The sequence below is a fragment of the Clostridioides sp. ES-W-0016-02 genome (genome assembly GCF_020641035.1).
In the GTDB taxonomy this organism is placed as follows: domain Bacteria; phylum Bacillota; class Clostridia; order Peptostreptococcales; family Peptostreptococcaceae; genus Clostridioides.
This window is the reverse complement of record NZ_CP061361.1, coordinates 835,140-849,468: the sequence shown is the minus strand read 5'-3', so window position 1 is coordinate 849,468 and position 14,329 is coordinate 835,140. Positions and strand designations below refer to the sequence as shown.

13 protein-coding genes are annotated in these 14,329 nt (G+C 28.9%); 3 read left to right on the top strand and 10 right to left on the bottom strand.

Annotation, left to right across the window (positions count from 1 at the left end; translation table 11 throughout):
* The first annotated feature begins 52 nt into the window (after positions 1-52).
* Positions 53-925 (top strand): LysR family transcriptional regulator, encoded by an 873-nt coding sequence (locus IC758_RS04270; protein WP_227482986.1) that lies wholly within the window; start codon positions 53-55, stop codon positions 923-925.
* Positions 926-1,055: 130 nt separating this feature from the next.
* Here the strand turns inward: IC758_RS04270 and IC758_RS04265 are convergent, their stop codons facing one another.
* The 8 genes from IC758_RS04265 to IC758_RS04230 form a co-directional block, all read right to left on the bottom strand.
* Complete coding sequence (locus tag IC758_RS04265; protein WP_227482987.1) at positions 1,056-2,075, bottom strand: LacI family DNA-binding transcriptional regulator; 1,020 nt, start codon at positions 2,073-2,075, stop codon at positions 1,056-1,058.
* A 169-nt stretch (positions 2,076-2,244) separates the two neighbouring features.
* Positions 2,245-2,607, bottom strand: coding sequence for a stage V sporulation protein AE (gene spoVAE, locus IC758_RS04260; RefSeq protein WP_227433401.1), 363 nt, complete (start codon positions 2,605-2,607; stop codon positions 2,245-2,247).
* 12 nt (positions 2,608-2,619) lie between these two features.
* Positions 2,620-3,633 (bottom strand): stage V sporulation protein AD, encoded by a 1,014-nt coding sequence (gene spoVAD / locus IC758_RS04255; protein WP_227433402.1) that lies wholly within the window; start codon positions 3,631-3,633, stop codon positions 2,620-2,622.
* A gap of 168 nt (positions 3,634-3,801) precedes the next feature.
* Positions 3,802-4,239 (bottom strand): stage V sporulation protein AC, encoded by a 438-nt coding sequence (gene spoVAC, locus IC758_RS04250; RefSeq protein WP_021425350.1) that lies wholly within the window; start codon positions 4,237-4,239, stop codon positions 3,802-3,804.
* Positions 4,240-4,477: 238 nt separating this feature from the next.
* Positions 4,478-5,242: an RNA polymerase sporulation sigma factor SigF gene (sigF, locus tag IC758_RS04245; protein ID WP_227433403.1), complete on the bottom strand. Its 765-nt coding sequence runs from the start codon at positions 5,240-5,242 to the stop codon at positions 4,478-4,480.
* Positions 5,243-5,264: 22 nt separating this feature from the next.
* Positions 5,265-5,693, bottom strand: coding sequence for an anti-sigma F factor (gene spoIIAB, locus IC758_RS04240; RefSeq protein ID WP_227433404.1), 429 nt, complete (start codon positions 5,691-5,693; stop codon positions 5,265-5,267).
* 13 nt (positions 5,694-5,706) lie between these two features.
* On the bottom strand, positions 5,707-6,042 hold the full coding sequence (gene spoIIAA / locus IC758_RS04235; protein ID WP_227433405.1) for an anti-sigma F factor antagonist: 336 nt from the start codon (positions 6,040-6,042) through the stop codon (positions 5,707-5,709).
* An 86-nt stretch (positions 6,043-6,128) separates the two neighbouring features.
* Positions 6,129-8,219 (bottom strand): molybdopterin-dependent oxidoreductase, encoded by a 2,091-nt coding sequence (locus IC758_RS04230; RefSeq protein ID WP_227860785.1) that lies wholly within the window; start codon positions 8,217-8,219, stop codon positions 6,129-6,131.
* A 178-nt stretch (positions 8,220-8,397) separates the two neighbouring features.
* Here IC758_RS04230 and IC758_RS04225 point away from each other — a divergent pair, with 178 nt between their 5' ends.
* Positions 8,398-8,583, top strand: a complete 186-nt coding sequence (locus IC758_RS04225; protein WP_413927121.1) for a DUF6506 family protein — start codon at positions 8,398-8,400, stop codon at positions 8,581-8,583.
* Between the two features lie 314 nt (positions 8,584-8,897).
* Here IC758_RS04225 and IC758_RS04220 read toward each other — a convergent pair whose 3' ends face one another.
* Positions 8,898-10,511, bottom strand: a complete 1,614-nt coding sequence (locus tag IC758_RS04220) for a DEAD/DEAH box helicase (RefSeq protein ID WP_227433407.1) — start codon at positions 10,509-10,511, stop codon at positions 8,898-8,900.
* Positions 10,512-10,601: 90 nt separating this feature from the next.
* The gene (locus IC758_RS04215; RefSeq protein WP_227834728.1) at positions 10,602-11,597 is read right to left on the bottom strand and encodes a calcium/sodium antiporter; all 996 of its coding nucleotides are present in this window, start codon (positions 11,595-11,597) and stop codon (positions 10,602-10,604) included.
* Between the two features lie 360 nt (positions 11,598-11,957).
* On the opposite strand from IC758_RS04215, the gene pflB reads away from it, so the two are divergent.
* Positions 11,958-14,189 carry a formate C-acetyltransferase gene (pflB, locus tag IC758_RS04210; protein ID WP_227433409.1) on the top strand — a complete coding sequence of 744 codons (2,232 nt, stop codon included), beginning with the start codon at positions 11,958-11,960 and terminating at the stop codon, positions 14,187-14,189.
* Positions 14,190-14,329 lie beyond the last annotated feature (140 nt).

The window sequence follows — 14,329 nt, the reverse complement described above, 5'->3', positions numbered from 1 at the left end:
TTCATTATTTTTATATGCTTTTAGTCATAAAGTAAAAGGAGGATTAAGCATCATGGATTTATTACAATTAAAATATTTTCAAGTTGTAGCTTGTACTGAAAATATGACTAATGCTGCTAAGCAATTACATGTAACACAGTCAGCACTTAGCAAAAGTATAGCTCTACTTGAAATGGATTTAGGTGTAAAATTATTTGACAGGAAAGGAAGGTCTATTAAATTAAACTATCGTGGAAATATTTTCCTTAAAAGAGTTGATTCTATACTTAATTTATTAGATACATCAACCAAAGAAATAAAAGATTTAGCTTGTAGTGAATTTGACCAAATCAAATTAATCGTACTTACTGCATCAGGGTTAATTTTAGATGTACTTAGTGAATTTAAAAAATTACATCCAAATATTTCATTCAAATTAATGCAACATATTCCAAAATCAACATTTGACTACGATTTTGATATATGTATTACTTCATATTGCTTTGAATTTAAGTCATCAAATTATGAAGTATTAACTAGTGAAGAAATATTTATAGGTGTACCTTACAGCAATCCACTATCAGAGCTTAATAGTGTGTATTTTAAAGATGTACAAGATGAGAATTTTATATGTTTAGATGAAGGTACAAATTTCAGAAAAATTACAGATAGATTTTGTAACTATGCTGACTTTGAACCTAATGTAGGTTTTGAATGTGATTCTCCTTCAACCGTTTATAATTTGATAAAAGAAGGTCATGGAGTTGGATTTATTCCTGAAAAATCATGGTGTATAGATTATGAATCTTCTATTAAACTATTACCTATTAATGATATAAGATGTGAGCAATTTATTGAGCTATATTGGACAGATAATAAATTTTTAAACAAGTCAACAAGAATGTTTATTGATTTTATAAAAAACTATCTTAATGAAACTACTTAAAAAATAATAAATCTCAATGTTGTACCGAGACTCAAAAGTTAGATTTTATACTGGAATGAACTTTCATTCCAGTATTTTTATTTATTCAAGTTTTTATTGATATTAAATTCTATAATCAACTGGATTACTTTTAGTCTTTTATTCTATTAACGCTGTTTCTTATAATTAGTCTTGGATAAAGTTTTCTTGGGATATGTTCTGTGCTCTTTTTATTTATTGTATTTACTAAACTATCTACTCCATTTTTTATAACTTGCTCTCTTGGGTCATCTATTGTCGATAAGTGTGACCTAAAGTAAGATATTAATTCAATATTATTATATCCTATTACAGATAAGTCTTCTGGTACATTTATACCATAAGTAGTTTTTAATTCTTGTATTATAGAAATAGCTGGTACATCTTGTTGCACAAATATAGCTGAAGCCTTTTTTATTTTATCAATATGATTTCTTAATAGTTCAACTTGAGATTCAAAATCCATTTTAGATTCAATTACATCTGTCTTTAAATTAGCTTCTTCCATAGCATTTAAATACCCTTTGGTTCTATCTTCATGCATTTTTGAACTCTTATCTTCTGAAGTTATTGTTATTATATTTTTATGACCATGGTCGATTAAATGTTTAGTAGCTATATAGCCTCCATATACGTTATCGTCCCAAAAGAAGTTATCTACCTCTCCTACAAAAGATGGCTTAAAATATATGAATACGTGTGGAAAATTATTGTCTTTTAAAAACTCATACTCTTCTTTTTTTATTGATTGAGACACTATTACTAATCCATCAACCATTTGTCCATTAACCATTTTATAGACATTACTATCACCACTAATGTTGTTATTGGGCTGTATTATAAAGTCGTACTTATTAGTCTCAATAGAATTTATAGAACTGTCCATTATATCACTAAAAAATTTTCTAGTGTCTTGATGATTAAAATTATTTGAAAAGATTACCCCTATTCTATTTGTTTCTTTTTTTGCTAGATTTCTCGCATTTACATTAAAATGAAACCCTAGCCTGTTAGCCTCTTCCACTACCTTCTTTTTTGTTTTTTCAGATACATTAGGATTATTGTTTAAGCACCTAGAAACAGTTGAATAGCTAATGCCTAGGTTCCTTGCAATATCTTTAATAGTTACCATCTTTATCCCCTACTTCACTTCATTTTATTTTTGCTAATATAATACTACACCATGTTGTAAATAATTGTCAACTTGATTATGTAAACGCTTGTAAGTATAAAAAAATAGGTAGAATCTAAAAAGATATCTACCTACTTTATACAAAAAATTATCATATATTTAAGTGGTTTTATGGTTTTGCTTTTGGTGTAAATACTACCGACATAATATATCCAAAAAATATAGCTGCGGCTATCCCACCAGCTGTAGCAGTTGTTCCACCTAGGAAAATACCTAAAAATCCATCACTTTGTATTGATTTTATTACTCCTTTGGCAAGTGAATATCCAAATCCTATTATAGGAACTGTTGCACCTGCTGCTGCAAACTTAACTAATGGTTCATAAAGTCCTAGAAAAGTTAAAACTACACCAGTTGTTACATATGTCACCATAACATATGGAGTTTGCATTTTAAAGTAGTCCATCATTACTTGAGCTATTAAACATATAATTCCACCTACAATAAATACTCTTACGTATTCCATTAACATATATATCACTTCCTACTCATTTACTATTACTACTGCATGTGCAACACAAGGTATTGTTTGCTTTTGTAGTGTACTTGTTGGTGATAATAGTGCTCCTGTTGATACAAGCATTACTTTGTTAAATTCTTTTTTTCTTAATTTTTCATATATATATCCTGCAAATACTGTAGCTGAACATCCACATCCACTCCCACCACAGTGAACATCTTGCTCTTTAAGGTTAAACATTTCTATACCACAATCAGTATAACACTTTGAAATATCTACACCCTTCTCTTTCAAAAAGTCTTCTGCTATTTGTTTGCCAAGTGTACCTAAATCGCCAGTAGCAATTATGTCAAAGCTATTTGGGTCATCATTAGTATCTTCAAAATAAGAATATATAGTATCTATTGCTGCTGGAGCCATGGCTGGTCCCATATTATTACCATCATCAATACCTTTATCTATTACTTTTCCAACTGTAACATATTTTACTTTAGGACCTTCTCCATTAGGAGCTAATAAAACACTTCCTGCTCCTGTAACTGTCCATTGAGCTGTCATTGGCTTTTGATTTCCTAATTCTAGTGGAAATCTAAATTGTCTTTCTGCTGTACAATAATGGCTTGATGTTCCTGATAGCACTAAATCTGCAAAACCACCATCTACAAGCATAGAACCTATGCAAAGTCCTTCTGCCATTGTAGAACAAGCGCCATATATACCCAAAAATGGAATTGCTAATTCTCTTGCAGCAAAAGATGCTGGTACTATTTGATTGATTAAATCCCCGCCTAGCATATAATTTACATCTGACAGTTTTTTTCCTGCCTTCTGTATGGCTTTCTGAGATGCAGTCTCTACCATTTTACTTTCAGCCAATTCCCAAGTTTTTTCACCATATAAATCATCAGTCATAATCATATCAAAATAATCTTTTAATGGTCCTTCACCTTCTTTAGAACCTACTATAGTACCAGCTGATATTATTGTTGGTTTATTCTCTAGCTTGACTGTTCTTTTTCCAATTCTTTTATTTTTCATATTTTCACACCTTTTTAATTTTGCATTTTAATATTTAATTTTTTAATATTAATTAAAAATATTAATTAAAATCTGCATGATTATTTCCTAACTAACTACTTCCATAACTATTTTTCAGATTTCATATCTTCTTCATAATTAATAAAATTTAAATTAAATAAAAATCCTCTAAAACATCTTAAAAATATAATAAATAATTCCACATAAAATAGAAGAACCTATACCATAAACTAAAACTGGCCCTGCAATTTTAAATAAGTTTGCACCTACACCTAATACATATCCTTCTCTTTTATACTCCATAGCAGGAGATACTATTGAGTTAGCAAAACCTGTTATTGGTATTATAGAACCAGCTCCTGCTCTTTTTCCGATTAGGTCATAAACTCCTAATCCAGTTAGAAATGCCCCTATAAATATCAGTGTTATTGATGTAGCGGAACTAGCACCTAATTTATCAAGACCTCCAACTTTCATGTATAAATCACTTATGGCTTGCCCTATCATACAAATAATTCCACCTACAATAAATGCAAGTGTATAGTTTTTTAAATATGTAGGTTTTGGGCTTATTTGGTCTACATATTTTTTATAATTTTTATCCATACTAAACACCTCTCTAAAGTATTATTTGTTAATTTTAAAAAAATAAACCTATTATTTATTTTAGACACTCAAAGTTTTGTCAAAAAATAAAAAAGATGCCTAATAAAGAAAATAATTTATTTTCTATCATAAAGACACCTTGTTTTTTAATATTTTTTATTTGAACTTATAATTTTTTAATAGTAACTTAAAAACTTAATATAAAAATTCTAAAAAGTTTAATATATCATAAGTATTATCATGATATATATTCTTTTAACTTAGATAATACTTTTTTCTCTATTCTTGATACTTGAACCTGTGATATATTGAGCATTTCTCCTATTTCACTTTGAGTCATATCTTCAAAATATCTGAGAACTATTATTTGACGTTCTCTCTTATCCAGTCTTCCAAGTATATCCTTTAATAATATATTATCTACAACTTTTTCTTCCTCACTTTCTCCTTTCATGCTTATCTTATCAATAAGGCATATTGGAGAACCTTCTTCTTCATGAATAACACCTTGCAAATACTCTACATTAAAATTAGCTTCCATAGCCATTACTAAATCTTCTTTTTCTACATCTAATGCTTGAGCTATTTCTTCTATACTTGGTTCTCTGCCTAGCTTTTTAGTTAAAGCTTCACTTTCCATCTTGGCCTTTACAGCTATTTGCTTCAATGACCTTGATACTTTTATCATACCATCATCTCTTAAGTATCTCTTTATTTCACCTAGAATCATTGGTACTGCATAAGTAGAGAATTTAACATTAAATTTAGGGTCAAATTTATATATTGATTTTATTAAACCTATAGAACCTAATTGAAATAAATCTTCTCTATCATACCCTATATTTAAAAATCTAGATACAACGCTCCTAACTAGACCTAAATTACTTGATATTAATATTTCTTTTGCCTCTTCATCTCCATTTTGAACTTTATCAATAAGTTCTAGAGTCTCTTCATGACTAAGAAGAGGTTTTTTTTCTTCTCTGGCAACAGTTACTTCCATAATAAAACCTCACTTTTGGACTTTATTTAGGCAAATTTATTTTTTTAGTCATTTCAATTCTAGTGCCATTATCTTTTCTAGAACTTACCTCTACATCGTCCATAAAGCTTTTCATAACTGTGAATCCCATTCCTGATCTATCAAGTTCTGGTTTTGATGTATAAAGTGGTTCCATTGCCTTCTCCACATTTTCTATTCCATACCCTTCATCTTCAACTACGATTTTTATAGTATTTCCCTCTATCTCACATTTCAAAAAAACAAACTTAGAACTGTCTTCTTCATATCCATGTATTATAGCATTTGTAACAGCCTCAGAGACAGCAGTCTTTATATCAACTAATTCATCTACTGTTGGGTCTAATTTTGCTGCAAATGATGCTACTATAACTCTTGCTAAACTTTCATTTTCTGATAGTGCCGAAAATTTAACTTCCATAATATTATTCATCACATACTCCTCCCTACAAAGAACTTAGAGCTTCTTCATACGTATCATAAATGCCAATAATTTTATTTAACCCAGATAAATCAAAAATTTTCTTAACTCGTGAACTTATATTAATTACTGAAACTCGTCCCCCTTCATTAGAAATTTTTTTATATCTACCTATGATGACACCTATACCTGAAGAATCCATAAAATTAATATTTCCAAAATCAAATACAACATTTTTTACTTGATTAACACTTAATAAGTTATCTATTTCTTCCCTTATTTCATTAGCTACATGGTGGTCTAGTTCTGAGCACATAAATTCTATGTATAGATTCTTATGTTCTAAGGAATATTTTACCATCAAAATCCCTCCTTCAATAGTTTTGTAAAAATAGTAACTTTTAATCAATTCTATAATCGCATTTCTATTCCTTCAATGAAATTTAACTAGTTTTGTCGTATTATTTCTACCATCGTTTCATTATATGTTACTTGACCACCAATATCAGATATACCAGTATCTGTTAAACTATTAGGATTGCCATGTTTCTTCCACCATCCAACATACATTTTTACTATATAATCACTTACTCCACTATCTATATTTATCTGTACATCTATTTTTGTTTTTTTTGACTTTAAAGTTACAATATCCTTATTGTTAACACCTATTTTTCTAGCCATAATTTGATTTATATACGCTTGAGCTATAGATGTCTTATCCATAAAGTGTTGACTAAACAAAGTATCTGCATGGTGATTAGTTAGCAGTCTAAAAATATTTTTCCTATTTTCATCTTCAAAGTTTCTAGTTTTATTACTTATATACACTGGAATTGGACTAATTCCTAAATCTCTTATCCTTTCTGAATAAAGTTCATATTTTCCAGATGGAGTTTCGAACTTCTTATCTTCCCAAGCAATAGGATTATGTATAGTAAAATAACTATTTTTAAGTTTCTCTATATCTAGACTTTTCTCAAAACGTTTAAGTGGCTCAATTACTTTTTCTAAGTATTCTTTTTTTGTTACAAAAGGATAACCTTCTAGTTTCATCTTTTTAGCTAACTCCATAAAAAAATAATACTCATCCATCAATTCATGCTTTGGTGTTACTGCTCTTTCATTGTATGTTATATATGGATTGGTCATTGAACTATAAATTATATCTTCACTTTCAAGCGTATTTGTACAAGGTATAAATAAGTCACATAAAGTAGCTGTGTCAGTCATAAACATATCAAAGCATACTTTAAATTCAATCTTTGAAAAAACTCTTTCTAACTCTACTAAATCTGGCAATTGATTTAACATATTACTTTTAGTTATTACTGCCATCTTTATAGGAATATTTCCTTTTAGTGATTTACTTGACATCTTATCAAACTTGTTCAATGTATTATTTGGTTTCTCTAATGTATTATTAACTTCATCTGATATATTGTCTTTTAAGGACTCTTCTATAAACTTGCTAATATTACTTACATAAAACTCCCTATCTTCGCCATATGATTGGCTATTATAAGGGTCAGCATCTATCACATTTGGATAAACCTTATTAGCATAATTCACTCCACCACCACTAAATCCTATTTGACCTGTTATAGCTCCTAATGCATCTATCGCTCTTATTGTATTTCCTCCATTTTTATACTTTTGAAGACCATAACCTACATTTATACTTGAATATTTATTAGCATATAAATCAACTAATGCTCTTATATCCTTTTCTTTAACACCACATTCATCACATAAAAAGTTTAAATCTAGTGAATCCAAATATTTTTTATATTCCTCAAAACCAACAACATACGAATTTATATATTCTTCGTCCTGCAGGTTATCTTCTATTATAATTTTTGCCATAGCCATAGCTAATGCTCCATCTGTTCCAGGGTTCACTTGTATGTACTTATCTGCCATTTGAGCAGTCTTTGTATATATAGGGTCAATGACTACTATTTTTATCCCTTTTTCTTTGGCTTTTTTAATTATTTGCATAGTATGAATGGTAGTATATGCTGGATTTTTTCCCCATATAAATATACTCTTGCTGTTTAGCATATCTTCTATAGCATGTCCCTTAGCTACTCCAAAGTCATACTTTTGGGCATGCATTCCTGCACTCCAACATGGCCCACCCTTATGCCTACTAACTCCTCCATAAAAATTAAAAAATACATCTCCTATATATTTTAATATAGACCCACTTCCATATTGGTCATAGTGCATAATAGACTTTGATGTATAATGTTCTTTATAAAATAGGAGTTTATCTGCCATTATCTCTAATGCTTCATCAAAAGAAATCTTTTTCCATAGACCATCTACCTTTAACATTGGAGTCTCTATCCTATCTTTATGATTTAATCTATCTAAATGAGCAAACCCCTTTTTACATATAAATCCTTTTGTATAAGGATGATTTCTATCTCCTTCAATTTTTATCACATTATTTCCTTTAGTATAAACATTAAATTTACAACAATCATGGCAATCTAGTGTACATCCATGACTTAATTTCTTTATTGTATCCATAAAATATCTTTATCTCCTTATAAAAGTTACATATTCACTATATTTTCATTAAATTTCATATACTTAAAATACTCTGTTTAAGACATAAGTATATTTTATCAAAATAAATTTAAAAATACCTTATAAATATGATATTCATATAAAATTACTTTTAAGCAAATTAAATTGAGAAAGTACTATGCTATCATTAGAATCACAAGAAAATGAGGAAAAAGGATATACAGCTATTGAGCTATGTGCTGGTTTCGGCAATGAGGGTATTTATAGAATTAAAAAGGCTGTTGGACCTAAGGTTGCTGTGGGTGCAGTTAAATTTGATTTTCATCCAGCCTTTGGCTTTAAGAGTGGCGATGAAATATTCTAGTAAGTGGTGTTTTTCTCTATACATGTGCCTATCATAAAGTGATAAATCAATCTCTTACTTCCATTATCAAATGAAAATCATATATTAATTTTTATTTGATTATTTATTTTCTAATATATTTTTTATACTTATGTAAATAAAGCACAAACAAAATTTAAAATGTCTTTAATAATACTATTATATAAAACAATAAAAGCCTTATGTTGTTGACTCTTACAGATTATTTATCATCTGTTTTGAAAACACATTAGGCTTTTTAAATATTCAATATACTATTTTATATATCTTTCGATTATATTTTTATATACTATATATTATTTTTTCTTTTTATTGGCTTTTTCTATATTAATTTTGTTACCTTTTATCTTAATATCTTTCATTTTTTCAATTACTGTTTTTGCATCTTTTTTAGGTATTTCAACAAAAGTATACTTATCATATATATCTATAGTTCCTACCATTTTACCTGGTATTCCAACTTCTCCAGCTATAGCACCAACGATATCTTTAGCTTGTATTCTTTGATTTCTACCAATATTGATAAACAATCTAATCATACCATCTTTAGCTCCAGTAGCACCTTTTCTATCTCCACGTTCTCTTCTAGGTTTTTCTTCTATTATTTCTTCTTTCATTTCTTCCCCTAGAGATAACTTAACAAGTGCAGCAGCAATATCAACCATTGCATAATCTTCATCATTACAGAAACTTTCTAACCATTGTAATTGTTTAGTTAAATGACCTTCTTCTATAGTTTGTTTAACTTGTGCAAAGAAAGAGCCTACTTTTTTCTCTTCAACATCAGTTATTGTTGGTATATTATGCTTGATTAATTTAGATTTAGTATATCTTTCTATATCTTTCATCTTTCTCATTTCTTTTCCAAATACAAAAGTAAATGACATACCTTCTCTACCAGCACGACCAGTTCTACCAATTCTATGAACATAGTACTCTTCATCTTGTGGTAAATCATAGTTAAATACACATTCAACATCATCAACATCTATACCTCTAGCCGCAACATCAGTAGCAACAAGTATATCTATTGTACCATTTCTAAACTTATCCATTACTATATCTCTTTGTGTTTGTTTTAAGTCACCATGTAATGCATCTGCAAAATATCCTCTTGCTTGTAAATCTCCTACTAACTCATCTGCTTTTCTTTTAGTATTACAGAAAACAACAGATAATTTAGGGTCATACACATCAACTAATCTACATAATACTTCCAATTTATTTGATGATCTAGTTTCTATATAATATTGTTTTGTATTTGAGACTGTAAGTTCTTTTCTAACAACTTTTATATGTTCTGGGTCTTTTTGATATCTCTTAGTTAAATCTAAAATTCCTCTTGGCATAGTTGCTGAAAAGAAAGTTGTTTGTCTTTCTTCAGGAATCTTACTTAAAATCATTTCTATGTCTTCTCTAAATCCCATATCTAGCATTTCATCTGCTTCATCTAGTATAATCATTTTTACATTATCCATCTTTAATGTTTTACGATTAATATGGTCTATTGTACGTCCAGGTGTACCTATTACAACTTGCACACCACTCTTTAGAGATTTTATTTGTCTATCTATTGGTTGACCACCATATATAGGTAATGTCTTTATTCCGTGCGAGTATTTAGCTAGTTTTCTTATTTCTGTAGATACTTGTATTGCAAGCTCTCTTGTTGGGCAAAGTACTACAGCTTGTAAACTTCTATTATTTGGGTCTATTGTTTCTAGTATAGGTATACTAAAAGCTGCTGTTTTCCCCGTACCAGTTTGTGCTTGTCCTATAACGTCTTTACCTGACAAAATTGCAGGTATAGACTGTGCTTGTATAGGAGATGGCTCTTCAAACCCCATTTCAGCTATAGCTTTTTTTATTCCCTCACTTATTGGTAAATCTTCAAACTTTGTTATATTCATATATTATTCCTCTCCGTTATCAATTAATCTTAACCTATCCATTATATACTTTTTTAGGATATTCTGCAATTAATATTTTTAACAGTATGATTAAATAATATACATAAAATACAAAATTGATATATATATAAAATATGTAAATAACATTAATACACCTTGTAGTCTACTAAGTCTATTTGATTTAAGAGTTGGTACTATTACTAATAACAATAATAATATCATGAATGGTATATCAAGTTTTCTATTTTGAGATAATATTGGTATGTTATTTGGTATTGCTGATACAGCTATTACTGATACTATATTCAATATATTTGCACCTAGAATATTTCCTACAGATATTTCATGATGATTTTTTCTTATGGCAGTAATTGAAGACACTATCTCTGGTAAAGAAGTTCCAAGTGCTATTATAGTCAAACTCACTATACCTTGAGGTATATTAAGAAAACTAGCTATTCTTACACCACTCTCTATAAGAATTTGAGAACCTATTATCATCATTATTAAGCCTGTAGCAAAAAGTATTAGTATTTTTATAATTTCTGCTATAGAAAAACCTCTGTACTGTTTACTCTTCTTTATAGGTATTTCTTTAATAGTATCTTTTTGAATACCTCTATTTTTAGTATTCGATTTTCCTACAACACTCTTATAGTTATTAACCATATAAAAAATCAATATTATTATAAGTAATAATGAATCTCCTCTTGTTATAACTCCATCTAACCCCAATAAAATTAAAACTATAACAGATACTATTAGTAGTAAAGACTTAGAAAAAAACATTTTTTTATCTACATTAAATGGACTTAGAAAAACAACTAAACCTAATGCTAACCCTGTATTACATATTATAGAACCAATTGCATTTCCTAAACTCATTGTAGTGTGACCATCAATAGAAGCAAGTAATGACACTGTAAATTCAGGCAATGTTGTTGCAAAACTAACAATAGTTGCTCCAAGTATAATTTCTGAAATATTCGTTTTTCTACCTATCTCTACAGTACAATTTATAAAGATATCTGCGCCTTTAGTAATTAATAGGAAACCTACTAAAAATAATATCACTGTGATAAACAATATATCACCTCCCCCTATTAAATAAATATTCAAGTTATCAAGATGTATGCTTTTTCTTTTTTGTACTGAGATTTATTTATTTCTAATTTATAATTTTTTCAAATATTACCTTATTATTTTAGATATTTATTTGTTTCATTTTATTAATATATGGGTATAATTTCATCACATTACTAACATATAATTTGTTTTATACTTTAAAACGACATTTTTTTATTTTTCTTGTATACAGAATACTCATAATATGTTATTATTATATTAGAAAATATATTTTTAAAAAAATATATAAAACAAATTAAGTATATAAAAATTAATTTTAACAACATTATTTATCATTTAAATCTAAGGAGGAAATACTTAATGAATGCATGGCAAGGATTTAAAACAGGAAGATGGACTAAAGAAGTAAATGTCAGAGAGTTTATACAATTAAACTATTCTCCATATGAAGGAAATGACTCTTTCTTAGCTGGTGCTACTGAAAACACTAAAAAACTATGGGACAAAGCAATGGTCTTATTTAAAAAAGAAAGAGAAAATGGTGGTACTTTAGATGTAGATACAAAAACTATTTCTGGAATAGCTGCATATGCTCCAGGATATTTAGATAAAGTATTAGAAACAATAGTTGGATTACAAACGGATGCCCCTTTAAAAAGAGCGGTTATGCCATATGGTGGTATAAAAATGGTTGAAAATTCATGTGATGCTTTTGGATATGAATTAGACCCTGAAATAAAAGAAATATTTACTAAATATAGAAAAACACATAACCAAGGAGTCTTTGATGCATATACTCCAGAAATGAGAGCTGCTAGAAAATCTGGTATAATAACAGGTCTTCCAGATGCTTATGGTAGAGGTAGAATAATAGGTGACTATAGAAGAGTTGCTTTATATGGTGTTGATGCCTTAATAGAAGATAAAATTGAACAAAAGAAATCGTTAGAAGTTTCTTGCATGGATGAAGAAGTTATAAGACTAAGAGAAGAAATAACTGAACAAATATCAGCTTTAAATGAACTTAAAAAGATGGCTGAATCTTATGGCTTTGATATATCAAAACCAGCAACTAACTCAAAAGAAGCTGTACAATGGTTATACTTTGGTTATTTAGCTGCTGTTAAAGACCAAAATGGTGCTGCAATGTCTTTAGGTAGAACATCTACTTTCCTAGATATATACTTTGAAAGAGATTTAAAAGCTGGAACAGTGACAGAAGAAGAATTACAAGAATATATGGACCATTTTGTTATGAAATTAAGAATGGTTAAATTCTTAAGAACTCCTGATTACAACAATTTATTCTCTGGAGACCCAACTTGGGTAACTGAGTGTATAGGAGGTATGGGAGTAGATGGTAGAACATTAGTTACTAAAAACTCATTTAGAATGTTAAATACTCTATATACATTAGGACCATCACCAGAACCAAACTTAACAGTTTTATGGTCAACTAGATTACCTCAAGGATTCAAAGATTTCTGTTCTAAGGTATCTATAGATACAAGTTCAGTTCAATATGAAAATGATGATTTAATGAGACCATACTGGGGAGACGATTACGGTATAGCTTGTTGTGTATCTGCAATGAAAATAGGTAAACAAATGCAGTTCTTCGGAGCTAGAGTTAACTTAGCAAAAACTTTATTATATGCTATAAATGGTGGTATTGATGAAAAATCTGGTGCTCAAGTTGGACCAAGATTTGAGCCTATAACTTCTGAGTATTTAGACTTTGATGAAGTTATGAGTAAATTTGAACCATTTACTGATTGGTTAGCAAACTTATATGTAAATACTTTAAATGTAATACATTATATGCATGATAAATACTCTTATGAAGCATTAGAGATGGCATTACATGATAGAGATATATTTAGAACTATGGCTTGTGGTATGGCTGGATTATCAGTTTGTGCGGATTCATTATCTGCTATAAAACATGCTAAAGTTAAGACTATCAGAAATGAACAAGGAATAGCTGTTGATTTCGAAATAGAAGGAGATTATCCAAAATACGGAAACAACGATGATAGAGTTGATAGTATAGCTGTAGAGCTAGTTGAAAGCTTCATGAATAAGATAAGAAAAAATAAAACTTATAGAAATTCTTATCCTACTCAATCTATACTTACAATAACTTCAAATGTTGTTTATGGTAAGAAAACTGGTAATACACCAGATGGTAGAAGAGCTGGTGCTCCATTTGCTCCTGGTGCAAACCCAATGCATGGTAGAGATACTAATGGTGCTTTAGCTTCATTATCTTCAGTTGCTAAATTACCATATGAGCATGCTCAAGATGGTATATCTAATACTTTCTCTATAGTACCTGGTGCTTTAGGAAAAGATATGGATGAAAGAATAAATAATCTTTCTGCAATGATGGATGGTTACTTCGCTCAAAATGCTCATCACTTAAATGTTAATGTATTTGATAGAGCTACTTTAGAAGATGCTATGGAACATCCAGAAGAATATCCACAATTAACTATAAGAGTTTCTGGATATGCAGTTAACTTCATAAAATTAACTAAAGAACAACAATTAGATGTTATAAACAGAACATTCCACGGTAAAATGGCTTAGTCTTTAAATTTTTATACTTTAGCTAAGATTACTACTGTGTAGAAAATAAAAATAAATGGCTATCTTATACTTGAATTATTTCTGGTATAAGATGGCCTTTTTTAGAGAAATATTATAACTATTAATAAAGTTATCAAAAT